The sequence below is a fragment of the Vibrio japonicus genome, from assembly GCF_024582835.1.
Lineage (GTDB): Bacteria > Pseudomonadota > Gammaproteobacteria > Enterobacterales > Vibrionaceae > Vibrio > Vibrio japonicus.
The window spans coordinates 1,088,164-1,105,422 of record NZ_CP102096.1; the positions used below are offsets into that span (position 1 = coordinate 1,088,164).

The window sequence follows — 17,259 nt, forward strand, 5'->3', positions numbered from 1 at the left end:
TTGATTTATCACCTCGACAAGCGCTCTTGAGCGTGCTCTACAGTGATGGAAAACACTAAAATTTCGCATAATTTAGCTTTTTATTTATGGGCTGAGTGTATCGTGCGGCCTCTACAGCGTGATTGATTTAGATCACCTTATTTATGGATGTGAAAGAAAACTACGTAATAAATGGGGGTGATTTAACGGATATTCATTCTATGTGAAATAAATTTACACAATTGGTTTAATAGGAAACTAGATTAATATCTAAAGCAGAGGTGTTAAAGAAGATTAATTGAATATTGAGACAGATCTTATTTTTATAAAAATGTTAATTTCATTTGCTATTTTATAAGACGACATTTAAAACAAATTATGCGCAATAAGAAGTAATATCGACTAAAAAGCGAATCAATAATCACACAAAATGGTTAAATATCCCCGTAATGCAGGTTAATGATTTGTTGCATGTTTTTATTTGTAGTGATAGTTTGTTCGCAATGTAGGTGGAGACCTGCATCTAACCCACCCAAAATACACGTACATGTGGGACAAAATAATAACAGGGAGTTAGGCGCATGAATGATGTACCAGCGCTAGATATAAAAGAGCTACATAAAACGTTTGGACAAAACGAAGTCTTAAAAGGTATTTCATTAGAAGCTCACAAAGGGGACGTAATTTCTATTATCGGTTCTTCGGGCTCTGGTAAAAGTACCTTCCTTAGATGCATAAACCTTCTTGAAACACCTACAGCCGGGGAAATTTGGGTTAATGGTGAGTTAATCCAAATGAAGAATAACCGTCTGGGTGAATCCGTTCCTGCCAATGAAAAACAAGTCCAGCGAATCCGTTCTCGACTGGCAATGGTATTCCAAGGTTTCAATTTATGGTCCCATATGACAGTGCTGGAAAATGTTATTGAGGCTCCAGTTCATGTGTTGGGCGTGCCAAAAGCACAAGCGATTGAGAACGCTGAAGTACTAATAAAGAAAGTTGGACTTTACGAGCGTAAAGATTACTACCCAGGCCACTTATCAGGTGGTCAGCAACAGCGTGCAGCCATTGCTCGAGCTTTAGCCGTAGATCCTGAAGTCATGCTTTTCGATGAGCCTACATCTGCACTTGACCCTGAACTTGTGGGTGAGGTTCTTGGGGTTATGAGAGACTTGGCAGAAGAAGGGCGCACCATGTTAGTGGTAACGCATGAAATGGCATTTGCGCGTGATGTATCTAACCATGTGATGTTTTTGCACCAAGGTTTGGTTGAAGAACAAGGACATCCTTCTAAACTATTTACGAACCCGGATTCGGAGCGCTTGAAGCAATTCGTATCGTCTATTTACTAATTACGCTTATCTGATTGAGCGGCAAACACAACTCAAATTTATATTTATACAATAAAAATCACAGGAGTATGGAAATGAAAAAGTGGTTATTAGCAGCGACTCTGGCTGCAACAGCAGTATCGGGAGTAGCCCAAGCAAAGGATTGGAAAGAAGTTCGTTTTGGTATTGAAGGTGCGTATCCTCCATTTAGCTGGACAGAAGGTGATGGTTCGCTAAAAGGCTTTGACGTAGATATGGCCAATGCTTTGTGTCAAGAAATGCAGGTGAAGTGTAAGGTTGTCGCTCAAGACTGGGACGGTATTATTCCTTCTCTACTAGCACGTAAATACGATGCAATTATCGCTGCGATGTCTATTACTGAAGAGCGTAAGAAGAAAGTTGATTTTACTGGTAAATACGCACTTATCCCGAATAAATTCATTGCGAAAAAGGGCGCTAACCTAGATTTCGATAATCTAGATGGTCAAAAAATTGCGGTACAGCGCGCAACAACTCACGACAAGTACCTGACAGACAATTACGGCGATAAAGTTGAAATTGTACGTTACGGCTCATTTGACGAAGCTTACCTAGATCTGGCTAACGGCCGTGTTGTTGCAGTATTGGGAGATGCCTCTGCACTAGAAGAAGGCGTACTAAACAAAGAAGGTGGTGAAGGCTACGAGTTTGTAGGCCCATCTCTGACTGACGCTAAGTGGTTTGGTGAAGGTTTCGGTATTGCTGTACGTAAACAAGACAAAGATCTGACGCAAAAGTTAGATGCTGCGATTCTGTCTCTACGTGAAAAAGGCATTTACCAAGAGATAGCTGCTCGTTACTTCAACTACGACGTATACGGCGAGTAAGTCGCTATTAAGCGGTCGTTGGCTTGTTCCTAGAAGTAGCCAACGACCGATTTTATGAGTTTAGGGATCAGGAACTCACCTATGCTAGATTTAAAAGGATACGAAGCCTCTATCTTCAAAGGGGCCATAGTCACCATTGAGGTGGCGCTGCTTTCATTACTGCTGGCGGTAATATTGGGCATGCTTGGTGCGCTTGCTAAGATGGCACCATATCGATGGGCTCGAGCTATTGCTACGCTATACACAACCGTTATACGCGGGATTCCAGACTTAGTCCTGATGATGCTTATATTCTTCGGTGGACAAATCCTGCTTAACAACACACTTTATTCCATCAATGAATCTCTTAACGAATGGTTTGCGTCAAGTGACCCTAACCATGAGTGGACGTCATACCTCCCAGATTATATCGATGTCAGTCCATTTATTGCGGGGGTTCTAACGATAGGTTTCATCTTTGGTGCCTATATGGCCGAAACCTTCCGTGGCGCGATTATGGCGGTCGATAAAGGTGAACTCGAAGCGGCGAAGGCCTATGGGATGAGCTCAGTGATGACTTTCCGTCGCATTTTGCTTCCTCAAATGATTCGTCACGCTTTGCCGGGGTTTGGTAACAACTGGTTGGTACTGCTTAAAACAACGGCATTGGTTTCAATCATAGGGCTTGAGGATATGGTTCGAACCAGTTCTCTGGCGGCAGGTTCTACGAAGATGCCATTTACGTTTTATATGGTTGTCGCAATTATCTTCCTCTTTTTCACAAGCGTATCGACTGGGTTACTTAAAGTCGTTGAACGCAAATTCAGTATTCACACGAGGTAGAGTATGGACTTTTCATTGATTGTAGAAAGCTTTCCTATCTATTTGAGTGGTTTGTGGACGACGGTATGGCTGGTGGGAATTGCGCTAGTGATTGGTTTGGCTGTATCAATTCCATTGGCGATTGCGAGAAATAGTCACAACTATCTGATTATGGGGCCGAGCTGGGCATACATTTACTTTTTCCGTGGAACGCCACTTTTGGTCCAGCTGTACTTGATTTATTACGGAATGGATCAGTTTTTCCCGGTAAAAGGGACGCTGTGGGAAAATGCTTGGTTTTGTGCGCTAGTTGCGTTTGTACTTAATACTTCTGCATATACAGCAGAAATCATCCGAGGTGCGATCAATGGTTTGCCTAAAGGCGAAGTTGAGGCTGCCAAGGCTTATGGTATGAGTACGCCGTTGACTTATCGCCGTATTGTATTACCAAGTGCTCTACGCCGAGCGCTACCGGTGTACAGTAACGAAGTGATTTTTATGCTTCATGGCAGTGCCGTGGCAGGTATTGTGACTATCGTAGATTTAACAGGTGCTGCACGTTTGGTGAACTCACGTTACTACGCACCGTTTGAATCGTTCCTGACAGCAGGTTTGTTCTATATGTCACTGACATTTGTCATCTTGTGGTGTTTCAAGCAAGCCGAAAAGCGTTTTCTTGCCTATCTACGCCCACTAAGCTGATGATATAAAAACTAAAAGGGAAGACGTTGTCTTCCCTTTTTTTGTTCTAGCTCAAAATGATCAGTATCGTACCGGCTAACGTCATCAAGATATTGGCTATCGCATAGGTACCCGCGTATCCAAGGGCTGGAATCGTTGATTTTGCGTAGTCATTAACGATGTCCATTGCAGGTGCGCAAGTTCTTGCCCCGATGATGGCACCAAACAGAAGGGCGCGGTTCATTTTTAAAAGGTATGCTCCAACAAGATAAGCGACCGCAACGGGTACAACACTGACGATAAACGCAAGGCCGAGGACCTGAATACCTACTTGGGAAAGATGTTCAAACATTTTTCCGCCAGCGCTTAGGCCAATACCGACCATAAAGAACATAAGGCCGAGATCTTTAACCATGTTCAGTGCACCTTGTGGTACGTAACCAAAAGTCGGGTGATTCGCTCTTAAAAAGCCCAGCGTGATACCAGAAAGGAGCAGGCCAACAGCGTTACCTAAGCCAAATGAGACTTGGCCAAATGTCATGGTAATCAATCCAAAAAGCACGCCTAAAATAAAGAAACTACAGAATGCCAATAAGTCTGCCATCTGGCTGTGAATGGAGATAAAACCAATGTGTTCTGCTAACCCGTGAACACGACTTTTCTCGCCACTGACCTGGAGGACGTCACCTTTAGCGAGAACGATATCTAAGTCCATCGGCATTTCAATTTGAGCACGAACCACTCGGTTTAGGAAACAACCATATTCTGATAGGTTTAGGTCTGAGAGGCGCTTTCCTGCAATCGAATCACTTTTTACTACGATCTCTTCTTCAACGACTCTTAAATCCAGCAGATTACGGTCAAATACTTCTTTTCCGTTTCTAAAACTTGGGTCAAGTCGCGCGTGACTATCAGGGAAACCTACCAACGCAATTTCATCGCCTTCTTGCAAAATGGCATCACCATCAGGGTGTGCGATAATTCCATGACGTCGAATACGCTCAATGTAGCAACCTGTTTGTCGGTAGATACCAAGCTCACGCAAGTTTTTACCATCGATCCAATCGATAAGCTCTTGACCTACGCGATACGCGCGAATAATAGGTAAGTAGACTTTACGTTGTCCTGAATTACCCAATCCACGCTCTTGCGCAATTTGCTCTGCGGAGTCAGACAAATTTTGCTTTTGCAGCTTTGGCATCAACTTAGCGAACATAATCATACTGATGAGTCCGATTAAGTACGCCATTGCATAACCCACCGACAGGTTTTCAATGACTAGGCCGAAATCCATATTGCGAGGAATGTCAGCAAGGCCGGAGTTTAACGCATCCTGAGCCCCTACCAGAACAGGGGTAGAGGTAAGCGCACCTGCCATCATACCCGCAGAAAGTCCAAACCCAAGGTCTAAGTAGTGACCAGTGGTATAGGTAATAAGCAGCGCAGTTGAGAGCACGACCATGCTTAAAATGAAGTAGTGTTTACCATCTCTAAAGAAGATGCCAAAGAAGTTAGGTCCAGCTTCGATACCCACACAGTAAATAAACAGCATAAAGCCAATTGTTAAGGCGTCGGTGTTAAAGGTAAATCCTAAATGACCCATTATGAGTGATGTCACTAGGACACCGATGGAGTTGCCAAGCTGCATATTACCAAAACGGATTTTGCCAATAGCTAAGCCAATTGAGAGAACGACAAAAATAAGAAGTATAGGGTTTTGTTCTAGTAAGAGTACGACGTCGATGTTCACAGGTCTTTTGTTTCTGTGCAGGTTAGAAGTTAAGTGGGGCGAATTGTATATGAATGATTCAAAATAAATAGTGAAAATTTTTAGAATTTACTATTACTTTACGTATGGTTATCTATGTATCGTGCGGGTAATAAAAAAGCCGCAATAAGCGGCTTTAAATAATCGTGTAAAATTCTTAGTCGAACAGGCCTAGGTTCTCTTTTGCGTAAGCTTCGAAATCATCACAGCCGCCAATATGTTCTTGATCGATAAAGATTTGAGGAACGGTTTCAACTGGTTTACCGACAGTTTTCTCTAAATCTGCTTTTGAAATACCTTCTGCGTGGATATCAACGTAGCGGTAGTTAAAATCATCACGTTTCTCTTTTAGCGTCTCTGCGTGCTCTTTAGCACGTACACAGAAAGGACAAGCAGGGCGACCAAAGATAACTACGAACATAAATGTTTCTCCTTTAATTTGTTAGTGTCACTATGCCCGAATCGGTGCCGGAAATAAAGTGGCAAATACCTGTTGTTTCGATAGGGAAAACCTATTGATGATTTTTTGCGCCGATGAAGTGAACTGAAGCAATGTTTGTAGCCTGTTCAACTTGGGTTCTTGATAAAAGAAGGGTAGGTAGGTAATTTGCAGAAGAGAAAATTGGGAATTGAAAAAGGGGCTGATTTGCCCCTTTTGTTGGTAGTGTCTGATTAAAACTGTGACAGCTTATCGTAGCGAGAGTCTTTAAGCGCGTCTTTCACTCGTTTAAGGTTTTCACGGAAGCCAGTACCACGGCGTAGGGTGAATCCTGTCGCTAGCACATCGATAACGGTCATCTGAACCACACGGCTTGCCATTGGCATGTAGACGTCAGTATCTTCAGGCACATCCAGTGAAATGGACAGTGAGCTTGCCTTATCCAGTGGTGAATCCTTTGCCGTGATGGCAATCACTGTTGCACCGTTTTCGCGTGCTAGATTGGCAATTTCAACTTGGCTCTTAGTGCGACCAGTATGCGAAATCAACACGATAACATCATTGTCGGTACAGTTAATGCAGCTCATACGTTGCATGACAATATCTTCAAAGCAAGTAATTGGAATGTTAAAACGAATAAACTTGTTTTGAGCATCTTTAGCGACTGCTGATGACGCACCTAAGCCAAAAAATGAGATTCTTTTCGCTTGAGTGAGAAGATCAACCGCACGATTTACCTGCATTGGATCTAAGCTGTTTTTGGCTACGTCCAAACACGCCATAGTGGATTCGAAAATCTTATGGGTGTATGCATCAGGGCCATCGTCTTCCTCGACGTTACGGTTCACATACGGCGTACCGTTAGCTAAGCTTTGTGCAAGGTGTAATTTGAAATCTGGGAAACCCTTAGTATCCAGACGACGACAAAAGCGATTAACTGTTGGTTCACTTACATCCGCCATTTTAGCGAGAGTAGCGATACTAGAATGAATGGCCGTTTGTGGGGAGGCCATAATAACTTCAGCGACCTTACGTTCTGATTTACTGAAGTTCTCTAGATTTTTCTGAATTTTTTCTAATGTGTTCATAGTGTTCACGAAGGTATAGAGAACAACTTGCTGGATATACCAAATGATTGAAATGAGCAGGAAACAAGGTGTTCCCCAAAAGGCAATAACTATCCAGCGCCATAGGGCCAGTATAAACCTAAGCCATCGGTTTTCTGTAACTTTTCTTTTCTTCGAGTGGTCAGAATATGACAGGCCTCAACTAAACATTATTAAAAACTACACAATTCTATTAAATTTAGTCGAAATTAATGCTGTTGAGGTGTCATTTTTTTGCTCAACTTACATATATCAAGAAAGAAACTTTCATGCTGCATTCACTTTCTCGACCAACGCTTCTATCTTCGCCATAAGATTTGGTGCTTGCTGAGCAATCTGTCGCTGTTCTTCTAAAACGGTATTGAGTATGTCACAACCTGTCAGTGGATTGGCTAACACGACTCGAAAAACGATGGTGTTGAGCCTATCCCATTGGCTAGGGTTCAATCGAGTACGAGATACAAAGGATTTACCTGTTTCACGTTGCGTCTTTTGAATGAATTTAGTGAGCTCATTCAGCAATTCATTAAGCTCTGCTTTTTGCTCGATATTGGCTGACGCTAACGCACCTTTGATATGAGGGGGTAGGTAGCGGTAAGTCAGCAAACAGAGCTCTGGCTCAGAGACCAGCTCAAAGTCTGGCTGTTCTTTGATGAGATTTGCAAAATACTTGGCTTTTTCAATGCTTTTATCGATGAGTAATTCGTACCCAGGTCGACTAATAATGTGCATCGCAGCATAAACGAGCATTGCCATACCCGAGCGAGAACCTTCAAGAGTATGACTTCCTAAGTCTTTTGAGCCTTTACGTAAAATATACTGTGCATGATGCTCAATAGACTTCATCGCTTCGGGATCTTTAAAAAGAACCATGCCAGCACCCATTGGAATATACAGCTGTTTATGGGCGTCAATGGTTACAGAGTCTGCCAGCTCGGTGCCGGATAGTAAGTGTCTGTAATTATTCGACATCAAGGTTGCACCACCCCAAGCCGCATCTACATGGAAGTGACAATCTTCCTGCTGACAAATCGCTGCAATAGACTCAAGAGGATCGATACTCCCGGTCTCTGTTGTACCAGCAACACCTATTACTGCAAAAGGTTTGATGTTTTGCGCTTTAAGTTCAGCGATACGCACTTTCAGCGCGTCAGGACAAATTCGGTTGTTTGAATCTGTTTTGATGGCGACTAACCCTTCCTGCCCTATGCCCAAGACATCGGCCGCTTTTTTGAGAGAGTAGTGACCACGTTCAGAGACCAATACCGCTAGACCTTCATAGCCATAGTGCTTCATTGCTTTGAAGAGGCCTTCTTTCTCCACTCCCTTAAAGTTGCCATCCGCTTTTAACGCATTGTTGCGAGCAACCCAAAGGGCGGTGATGTTGGCTATAGTTCCACCTGAACAAAACGCGCCAAGGGAATGATTGGCACTATGCATCCATTTCGAATAGAACGCATCATCTTGGCTGTAGATCAATCTATGAAGCATTCCCAAAACCTGACGCTCTAACGGCGTAAAAGCTTTGGACGTTTCAATTTTCACCAAGTTCTGGTTGAGCGCTATCATGATTTTAGACAGCGGCATCAAGAAATAAGGCAGCGCCGATGTCATATGGCCGATAAAACTAGGCGCAGACGTATGTACAGAATGGGAAACCAGAGTATCAAGCAAGTGTTGTGTGTGGTCTGAAACAAATTCAGGTTGCTCTGGAATGGAAGCGTTTGAGAAGTCTTTCTCAATCTCAATCAGCGGCTTTTCTTCCGCAACGATATGCTCTCGCAAAAACTGGTTCAAGTTACGCGAAAGTTTTTCTTCTATTTGGGTTAGCGTTGAGTTTGGCCCTTCAGGTACTGTGAAGATACGAAGAAGACTATCGAAACTCACATCAGCCGTTCTATGTTCAGATACCATACTGCGATATAGCTCTATTTATTCTTGGTGCAAGCGGGACAATCTAAACGAAAACGGGAACAAAGTCCCGTCTTAAATTAATCGATTGCTCATTTGATTTCTTTACGTTTTCTAGACAACTGGACAAAGCCAGAGTAACAAAACTTAGTTACACGTAATCGTTTCTAGTTGTTTTATAGACTGATTATAGCGTTTGAGTGCACTGTCTATTTTAGTTGGGTGACTCAGCAAGTCTGCAAACGCTGAGCGTAAGTCGTAGTTCTTGTCATGTGGCTTAGCTTGACGATCGTCAAACGTCACTTTCGCCAATTGTCCAAGCTCGTCGCTGCGTGATGCGAGGGTTTTGATGTCTTTCTGCTCTAACTGCAACCATGCTTCGACTGGTTGTTCTGTTGCGACTTTTGTTCCGTCATGCTCTAAGTAGTAGTGAACAGCTGCACGATTAAGTTCGAAGTGATGTTTTCTACCTTCTAAGAACCATTCGCTGACTTCGGTTAGGTCAGGGTACTCTTCAGACGTCAATTTTGTTAAGTCTTCATACCAGTGGATAGAAGCATCAATATAGGCATCGTATTTCTTGGACAGGCAAGTATTGTCGGCAGCAGCAGCCATCGAAGAAGAAGCACCTAGCAGCAGTGCAACAATCAGGCGTTTCATAATGATTCCTTTTGAAAAATATAATTATAATCCGCTGTTACATTAGCGGTTGCTTAAGTTTATTAAATCGCCGTGCGTTAATATAGTGAATTTGAGCATAAAATCATGCGATCTAGCCTGCAAGTGAGACAAAGAATAACATCATGACTGGAACGAGTAGGCTTAAAATGAAGCCACTCACTATCGCTATTGGAACGCAGCGCACGCCTCCGGTAGTTTGAATCACTGGGAGCGTAAAATCCATCGCAGTCGCACCTGCATACCCAATTGCGGTACATGGTCGAGTCCTTATAAATAGTGGAATAAGAACCAGTGCAATCAACTCGCGTAGCAACTCGATCATAAACGATGCGCCACCATAAACAGGCCCGAATGCATCCCCCATCAAAATACCAGCAAGTGAATACCAGCCAAATCCGGATGCCATTGCAAGCCCGCGGTATATATCTATATCCAGTATCATTGCGGCGATTAAACCACCCACCATAGAGCTGATAATAATCAGTAGGGCGATCACCATTCCGTGTTTATTCAGTAAAATTTGTTTGAGTGTCAGGCCGCTGTTACGGAGCTGAATACCAATGAAAAACAGCAGTAAGAATAAAATCCATTCGCTTGCGGTATCCACCCAGCTCAGGTCAAGCGGGATAACTAGGCCAACAATTAAGCCTCCGCCCACGACCAGTATCAATTTTGCTGATTCTAGCGCCATACTTGATAGCGGTAGTTTGCTATGGACATTATCTGTTTTGATTGGCAAAAACTTGTCGACCAAAGGTAAAACCGCGAGGTTGGCAAGGCCAAGGCATGAGAAAAAGACAGCTGTATACTTGAGGATCAGTTGTAGGTTTTCACCAAGGTTGTCAAGCGCAGCCAAGCTTAATCCCATCAATGCCAGAATGACATAGATTAAGTTGGAAGTGGTGGTATTGATTGTATCGAGTAACGATTTTTTAGATATAGAAATTAAATACCCCACTACGAGTGGGGCAAAAATAAATAACATCCCTGAAAACATGGTACATCCTGTGTTATAAGCCGCTTGCGCTAATCAATGTGTCCAGTTGCGCATTGAACTCAATATCACTTAAATTACTGAGTTTGTACAGTACATCTGCACCAGTCACATCAAACTTTACAACATGCTCGTCGATATTTTCATCTTGGCGGCGGAACATCAGAATATGATTAGCCATTCGAGCAATATCTAGGTAGGTCACTTCTGTAGACGGCTTTTCTATTACTTGGTTGGAGGCCACTTCTAAGAAGTCGTTATCAAATCCCCAAGTATTTAATACTAGGTAGCTTGTGTCAGAACATAGGCGTTCAAAAATCGAAAACGCCAATTTCTCATCTAAGTAATTGCCATTTTCGAGATGTAGATGATATTCATTGACGAGACAAAATAGGCCGATGTCTGCCAAAAGCCCAGTAAGCAGCGCTTTTTCAGGTTCAAGATTATGATAAGTCTTCGAACCACTTTCCTTAAAGCCACGTACGACCATGACCATTGTCGCCGCAAGCTCTCGTGAATTCATGGCGCTGTTTGCGAGCATGTTATTGCAACTTTGGCTTAAGCTTACAGATTGCTTTAACTGCTCGATGGCTTGAGCTGTCACGATGTCACGGACGCGTAGAATGCCTAGTCGAGATACCGCGGTTGTTATATCAGAACACGTAATATTTCGGCGATTAAATATAACCGAGTTTGCTACGCGGATGACAGTTGCCACCAAACTAGGATCTTCTAATAGAGTATCTGCTATATCGGCAATAGTTGTGGATTCATCCGTACAGAGTTTTTGTATTTTAAGCACTGCTTCAGGAATAGGTGGCAGCGTAATTTTTCTGTTTGAAACGGCGTGTTCAATAATTTTCGAAAATTCCGACTCAATACCTTTAAGCATGAGATCTTTATTTTCTGGCAACCAGTAAAAAGATAGATGAGTCATAAAATACAAACCGCTGAATATTTTTGTAACATTTTACCGTTACTTAGACGCATGAGGCAACGACTAGATTAGTATATCGACGAATTTAGATTCAATTGGTTACAAAGTATTCAATTGTTGATGGTTACTTATTTAAAACAGTCATAGATTGAATATGGAATAAAGATCAACAAGATTTTCGGCAGTGTGATCTATGCACGCGACTTATTTTGTTCGGTAAACTATTATCTGTTCCGACATTGATTAATAAGATTTTTAATTACATTTCTATAATTTATTTATACCTTTTTTCGCTTTTAACTGCTGCTATCTGGTGATCATAAATAATCGGGGTTTAATGATTTGAAGGATCAATAGATATGATAGAGCACGTATTTATAAAATATGTAAGTAAGTTTGGTACATTCCAAAAACGTTCTATGTTTGGTGGTACAGGGCTGTTTCAAGATGAAGCTATGTTCGCTCTATTAAGTGCGAATAAAATTTTTATCCGAGGCGGAGACCAGTTGGATAAAGAGTTAACAGCGCTAGGATGCGAGAAATATCGCCACGTAAAAAAACAAACTACAGCGACGGTTAACTACTACGATATTACGGAAATTTTTGAGGCAGACAGTGCTCGCTTAGATGAGTTGTTACAGCAATCTATCGATTTTTCTGTGTCTGAGCGTAAATTTAAGCGTTCGGCAGCCAACCGTAGGCTACGCGATTTACCCAATATGCAACTCACTTTAGAGCGTATGGTGAAAAAGGCTGGCATAGAAGATGTGGATACGTTTCTTGAGTTGGGCGCACCAGCAGTGTTTACCAAGGTTAAGGAAGCGTATGGTAACGATGTTGACATAAAGCTACTTTGGAAATTTGCAGGGGCAGTCGATGGCATCCATTGGAAGTTAATTCAGGAGCCACGCAAGCGCCAGTTGCTAGAAAGCTGTCAATAACGCTTAGTTAGGGTTTACTATTAATACATGCCACTTGTCATGTAACCCCGACGAATCATTTTGATTAAGAACATATAAAAACCGAGGTACTTTGAAAGTACCTCGGTTTTTTATTTCGTAATAAAACCAGCGCTTTAAGAGTCAGTACTTATTCAGAGTTAGTACTTAAAGCGTGCTGTGAACATCAACTGATCGCCGTAGAAATCGTTGATTCGAGCCTCAAGACCCATAGAGAATAGCTCAGTAGCGTGGAATCTTCCGTAAACGGAACCCAACCATTCGTCTTCATCGCTGATAGAAACGAAGCCTGCTTTACCACCTACCTCTAATTGAGGTCCAAGCCATTGACGAGCACCAAGGTTTAGCTCCATGCCAGTATCTGAACCATTGCTGTATGAAGTGTCAACAGCGCGGAATAACATCTCACCAGTAAAATCGGCCCAGTTGTTTATTGGAGCGTGGAAGCCAAAACCCGCAGCAGCGTCATAATCGCTTTCAAATTCAGAGTCGATACGGCCAATAAAGTGAGCATTTGGGTGAACAGACATGCTTAGTGCCGCACCAAAGGTACCTGGGCTTGCACCGATACGAGCTTCTACATAATCGTAACTAAAGTTGCTCATCACTGCTGGGCTATTTTGATCATACTGTGCAGCAAAAGAAGATCCAGAAGCTAGTACTAGCGCTGTAGCTAAGAGTGTTTTACGCATGAGGACAATAAACCTATATTTTGTTAATTTTTTTGGTCGTTAGCGGCTTACGCTATGACGAAAGTGCCAACATCATAATGCATCATAGCGGTAGCCTCTACCTAAATGTCATTGTTTTGTCTTGTTTTACTTAAAATCCGTAACCAATCCACTAAAGCGTGCGCTTATTCACCAAAGTTCATTCGTTTCTTTGCAACCGCATTAAAGATTTTTTCCGTATTTAGGAAGGATGACCAAGGCATCAAGTCTGGCTCATTTTCAATCATATAATCGGTAAGCTGTTCTTTTACGACATCACGAAGATCATCCCCAATCCATGGTTTCGCGATATAAAAGTCCAAACTTGAATGATTAACGGCTTCTACGGTGTCTTCTAGTCCAGCTTGCCCAGTTAAAAGCAGCTTTCTTGTTGGCTTTGTAGATTCTTGCTGGTTGAGCTCGATTAAAAAGCTGATCCCAGTTTGATCGGGCATAATGTGATCGCACAGGATGAGGGCGAGTTTGATCTCGTTTTGTTCTGAATCTGCAATAATCTCTTTGGCTTCTTGAACGGATTCGGCCGCTTCTAAGAGGAAGTGCTCTTCAAAACAGTCGAGGTCCTGAATGACGCTATCGAGAACCTCGCGTTCATCATCGACACATAAGATAAGGTATTTACTCATTGCAGTTTCCTCATTATTTATTGTTCTTGGCGTAAAGGCAGCCAAACTGACATTTTTGTGTATTTTCCGATTTCTGACGCTACTTGAATGTGGCCACCATGCTGATGAACAATTTGTTGGCAGACAGATAGTCCAATCCCTAAACCGAAATTCCCTTCTTTTTTTGTAGAAAAATTAAGCTCAAATATTTTTTCATGCACCTCTTGTGGAATTCCTTGTCCGTTGTCTTCGAAAGAAACGACAACCCATGGTTTGCCATTAACGTTTGTTTCTGAGGTTTCCACTGTCAAGCAACCTTTCTCAGGCAAGGCATCTATCGCGTTGGATATAAGGTTTGTCCAAACTTGCTGTAACGCAATGGGTAGACAACGTATGGGTGGGGTAGGGGAGTACCGTTTTTCTACTTGGTGAAACTTGAGCTTGTTCTCGAAGATGACCAGCGTATCTTCAATACCTTCGTGAATATCGACAACCCTGAATCGTTCATCATCTGGGCGAGAATATCCTTTTAAGCTTTTAACCATATCCGCAATTCTCTGCGCACAGACGTGAATCGAACGGAGTGTCGCGCCTGCGATATGGTAATCCTCTAAATGAGCCAATTGGTTCATTAAGTTAGGCTCGCCATCTTTAACTTTGGATATCCAGCCAGGATGATCTTCAATCCCCAATTTTACTAACTTTTTCGCAACTCGACGATCACCTACGTGCTGTTCGGTCAACTTGACTAACTCTCTTTCCAATGCCGTGGAGCGTGGCTTGGACTCTAATGCTCTGTTTAAAACATCTATGCTTTGATTTTCTAGCGCAGAATTAGGGTGCTGCAACAAACTGAGGATTTTATTGGTGAGTGTCTCAGTGCCGCGCAAAATTGCAGCGATAGGATTATTAAGTTCATGTGCTACGCCCGCGACGAGTTGGCCGAGCATGGCCATTTTTTCTCTTTCTATTAACTGTTGATGAGCAGATTCAAGCGATTCGAGCGTCTTTTGAAGTTCAAGTTTTGTCGTAATACTGCGTTGAAGTCGACGGTTAAAGTGTCGTAGAAGCAAGTTGGTAAACAAGGGTAAAAGAGAGGTGTTAGAGTGCATGACTTGGGCAAAAACGTCCCGATCCAGCTTAATCACTTCTGTCGCAGTCAGTGTAATCGCGGTCGAAAAAGAAGGCTCGCCAGTGACGAATGACATACCGCCAACGATGTTACCTTGTGTATGGCGTACGACTTCACGCTGGATACCTGCTTCATCTTTCTTGTACAGTGCCACTTCCCCTTTTGTTATGAACCATAAAAATCTGTTTTCTTCCCCTTCTTTGGTCAGAAGGTGATCTGGGGAGTAGTGACGACAAGCGCCTGTTTCATCTTTGTCGGCAAAAAAATCGAAAAGCGCATCCGTCACCTGCTGTGCCAGTTGTTTATCGGAGAGCTTGTGATGATCCGTCATAAAGCCTTCGCGGTAGGATCGCATTTTTTGATCAATATGAGCGCGCAGTAATCGCTGTTGGTCAAGTATCCGGCTGTAGCTGAGTAGGTTGTCTTTATCGTTTTCAAGAATAAAGGTGGTCAGCTCTTTTTGGGCGGTTTTGTAGGCGAGGTTGTCTTGCAAAGGTTTAGTTAAACAATGGTCGAGGCGACCGTCATTGACTGCTGACAATATGGCTTCGATGTCTTTTCCGCTGCTTATGAGAATTTTTCTCGCTTGCTGCGTATGAGCTAACTTATCGACCTGAATAAGAACTTCTGCGCCGTTAAAGCTTTCGTTGTGGCTGGCAACGACCAGCGCCATACTTTGTTTTTGTTCATTGCAATAATCCAGTACGGAGTTTGCCTCCTCCATCGAATTGGCCGTGTGAAGGTCAAATCGACTGGAAAATGGGCGTAATTCATTTCGCAATTGCTCTATGCTTACTGGATTGTCATCAACACACAATATGGCGAATTGATTCACTTGGACGTCACTTCATCTATCTATACGTACCAACAATTTATCAGGGTAGGGCGGATGTTATTGAGAGCTAGGTTTAAGAATCAGTGAGCATTTAACGAGTGACGACAATACTCTGATATATCTCAATGTTTTTTGATGTAAACTGGCAAAAACACCCAAAGAAGAAAACACTATGCACCAACTCAAAAAAATGGGCGCGATTGGTGGCGCTATATCTCTTGCATTATGTTGGCCCTTAGCAGTAGGCCAGATTGGTCATAACGTGATCAACGATAGTATCTCACAACTTAATAGTCAGTCGATTCAGGCGGAAATTGTTCAGTACGATCGTGGTTATTTGTCCTCTCAAGTTAAAACGCGTTATGTCATCACGGATCCGATTTTAGCGCAGCAACTGGCCTTAGATGGGTTACCAAGTGAATATGTGGTGAATAGCCAAGTTCAACATGGGCTTTTCAGCCTGACAGCAGCCTCTGTGCTTGAGAATATGGATGACTTGCCGCTGACGCTAAATACCGTGACTCAACTTAACGGTAACACGGATTATTCCCTAAAGTTAGAAAACTGGCACCAAGCGAATGACGGCGCAATGATGTCCATCACACCGTCGGAATTGAGTGGTCACGTCACCGTGCTTGGAGAATTGACGTACAAACTGACGATTCCTTCCATCGAGGTTGATTTTAATTCCGGTGAGAAGTTTTTGGTCTCAGGAATTGAAGGCTCAGGCGACGGAAAAATGCAAAGCCTATTTTGGCTAGGGCAGCAGGAGATCAAAATTGGTGATATGTCTTTGCTAGACGAATCACAAACCCCTATCGTGGCAATGAAGAATGCACAATATCGGTTCTCAACATCTTTGACGGAAGTGTCAGAGCGAGTAAACAGCCAGCACATTATCAATATTGAAAACGTGCAGAGCACACAGGGCGATGTGGATAAATTTGCAATGGACCTCGAATTTGGTGACTTGGATGTCACGTCATTTGAGTATTTGGTGGGTTTGTATAAAAACAACCCGCAACTGACGCCAGAACAAATTGAAAGCGCGATTCCTTACATCGACACGTTGTTTGCAAAAGGTTTCCATCTGACCATGAATAACTTGTCGATGACACTAGAAGAAAATGGTCAATTCGAGAGTCAGTGGCGCGTTGCTGTACCTGAAGGGACAGAAAACATCTCAAAAAATCCTGACGCTATCATTCCGGCATTAACAGGGAATCTGGATACTTACATTTCTGACGAATTGTTGCTGCATTATCCGTTAATCAGTGAAGCGGTAGAGGAAGCGACACTGAACGAATTCGTTGAAAAAACGGAGCAAGGGTATCAAGTGAAAGCGGATCTTAAAGAGGGGAATTTAGTTTTCTCAAACGGCCAGCAAATACCGCTATTGGCGTTACTCTTGCCTATTATGATTCAGCAATAACTTACTGTTTTTAGTGTTTAACAAGGAATGAGGTATCAAAGCCTCATTTCTTGCTTTTTATACGTTGGAAAACA

The 17,259-nt window shown here is 42.7% G+C and carries 16 protein-coding genes; 6 read left to right on the forward strand and 10 right to left on the reverse strand.

Annotated elements, in window-relative coordinates:
- The first annotated feature begins 560 nt into the window (after window positions 1-560).
- The 4 genes from NP165_RS05255 to NP165_RS05270 all read left to right on the forward strand — a co-directional run bounded on the left by NP165_RS05255 (window position 561) and on the right by NP165_RS05270 (window position 3,679).
- Window positions 561-1,331, forward strand: a complete 771-nt coding sequence (locus tag NP165_RS05255) for an ABC transporter ATP-binding protein (RefSeq protein ID WP_257085264.1) — start codon at window positions 561-563, stop codon at window positions 1,329-1,331.
- 74 nt (window positions 1,332-1,405) lie between these two features.
- Window positions 1,406-2,176 (forward strand): L-arginine-binding protein AotJ, encoded by a 771-nt coding sequence (aotJ, locus tag NP165_RS05260; RefSeq protein ID WP_257085265.1) that lies wholly within the window; start codon window positions 1,406-1,408, stop codon window positions 2,174-2,176.
- Between the two features lie 81 nt (window positions 2,177-2,257).
- Entirely contained in the window at window positions 2,258-2,998 is a 741-nt protein-coding gene (locus NP165_RS05265) for an ABC transporter permease (protein WP_257085266.1), read from the forward strand.
- A 3-nt stretch (window positions 2,999-3,001) separates the two neighbouring features.
- Window positions 3,002-3,679, forward strand: a complete 678-nt coding sequence (locus NP165_RS05270) for an ABC transporter permease (RefSeq protein ID WP_257085267.1) — start codon at window positions 3,002-3,004, stop codon at window positions 3,677-3,679.
- Between the two features lie 46 nt (window positions 3,680-3,725).
- Here the strand turns inward: NP165_RS05270 and NP165_RS05275 are convergent, their stop codons facing one another.
- The 7 genes from NP165_RS05275 to NP165_RS05305 form a co-directional block, all read right to left on the reverse strand.
- Window positions 3,726-5,408 (reverse strand): aspartate:alanine antiporter, encoded by a 1,683-nt coding sequence (locus tag NP165_RS05275; RefSeq protein ID WP_257085268.1) that lies wholly within the window; start codon window positions 5,406-5,408, stop codon window positions 3,726-3,728.
- 175 nt (window positions 5,409-5,583) lie between these two features.
- Window positions 5,584-5,847, reverse strand: coding sequence for a GrxA family glutaredoxin (locus NP165_RS05280; RefSeq protein ID WP_257085269.1), 264 nt, complete (start codon window positions 5,845-5,847; stop codon window positions 5,584-5,586).
- Between the two features lie 251 nt (window positions 5,848-6,098).
- On the reverse strand, window positions 6,099-6,953 hold the full coding sequence (locus tag NP165_RS05285; protein WP_053408385.1) for a MurR/RpiR family transcriptional regulator: 855 nt from the start codon (window positions 6,951-6,953) through the stop codon (window positions 6,099-6,101).
- 285 nt (window positions 6,954-7,238) lie between these two features.
- The gene (panP, locus tag NP165_RS05290) at window positions 7,239-8,885 is read right to left on the reverse strand and encodes a pyridoxal-dependent aspartate 1-decarboxylase PanP (protein WP_257085270.1); all 1,647 of its coding nucleotides are present in this window, start codon (window positions 8,883-8,885) and stop codon (window positions 7,239-7,241) included.
- A 144-nt stretch (window positions 8,886-9,029) separates the two neighbouring features.
- Window positions 9,030-9,542 carry a hypothetical protein gene (locus NP165_RS05295; RefSeq protein WP_257085271.1) on the reverse strand — a complete coding sequence of 171 codons (513 nt, stop codon included), beginning with the start codon at window positions 9,540-9,542 and terminating at the stop codon, window positions 9,030-9,032.
- 112 nt (window positions 9,543-9,654) lie between these two features.
- Window positions 9,655-10,560, reverse strand: coding sequence for a LysO family transporter (locus NP165_RS05300; protein ID WP_257085272.1), 906 nt, complete (start codon window positions 10,558-10,560; stop codon window positions 9,655-9,657).
- Window positions 10,561-10,573: 13 nt separating this feature from the next.
- The gene (locus tag NP165_RS05305) at window positions 10,574-11,494 is read right to left on the reverse strand and encodes an HDOD domain-containing protein (protein ID WP_257085273.1); all 921 of its coding nucleotides are present in this window, start codon (window positions 11,492-11,494) and stop codon (window positions 10,574-10,576) included.
- A gap of 353 nt (window positions 11,495-11,847) precedes the next feature.
- Between NP165_RS05305 and NP165_RS05310 the strand changes: the two genes are divergently transcribed.
- Window positions 11,848-12,435 (forward strand): TfoX/Sxy family DNA transformation protein, encoded by a 588-nt coding sequence (locus NP165_RS05310; protein ID WP_257085546.1) that lies wholly within the window; start codon window positions 11,848-11,850, stop codon window positions 12,433-12,435.
- A gap of 158 nt (window positions 12,436-12,593) precedes the next feature.
- On the opposite strand, the gene NP165_RS05315 is transcribed toward NP165_RS05310, so the two are convergent.
- The 3 genes from NP165_RS05315 to NP165_RS05325 form a co-directional block, all read right to left on the reverse strand.
- Window positions 12,594-13,145: a hypothetical protein gene (locus NP165_RS05315; RefSeq protein ID WP_257085274.1), complete on the reverse strand. Its 552-nt coding sequence runs from the start codon at window positions 13,143-13,145 to the stop codon at window positions 12,594-12,596.
- A gap of 164 nt (window positions 13,146-13,309) precedes the next feature.
- The gene (locus NP165_RS05320) at window positions 13,310-13,807 is read right to left on the reverse strand and encodes a response regulator (protein WP_257085275.1); all 498 of its coding nucleotides are present in this window, start codon (window positions 13,805-13,807) and stop codon (window positions 13,310-13,312) included.
- A 17-nt stretch (window positions 13,808-13,824) separates the two neighbouring features.
- Window positions 13,825-15,753 carry an ATP-binding protein gene (locus tag NP165_RS05325; protein WP_257085276.1) on the reverse strand — a complete coding sequence of 643 codons (1,929 nt, stop codon included), beginning with the start codon at window positions 15,751-15,753 and terminating at the stop codon, window positions 13,825-13,827.
- Between the two features lie 172 nt (window positions 15,754-15,925).
- Between NP165_RS05325 and NP165_RS05330 the strand changes: the two genes are divergently transcribed.
- Complete coding sequence (locus NP165_RS05330) at window positions 15,926-17,185, forward strand: DUF945 family protein (protein WP_257085277.1); 1,260 nt, start codon at window positions 15,926-15,928, stop codon at window positions 17,183-17,185.
- The last annotated feature ends 74 nt before the right edge of the window (window positions 17,186-17,259 follow it).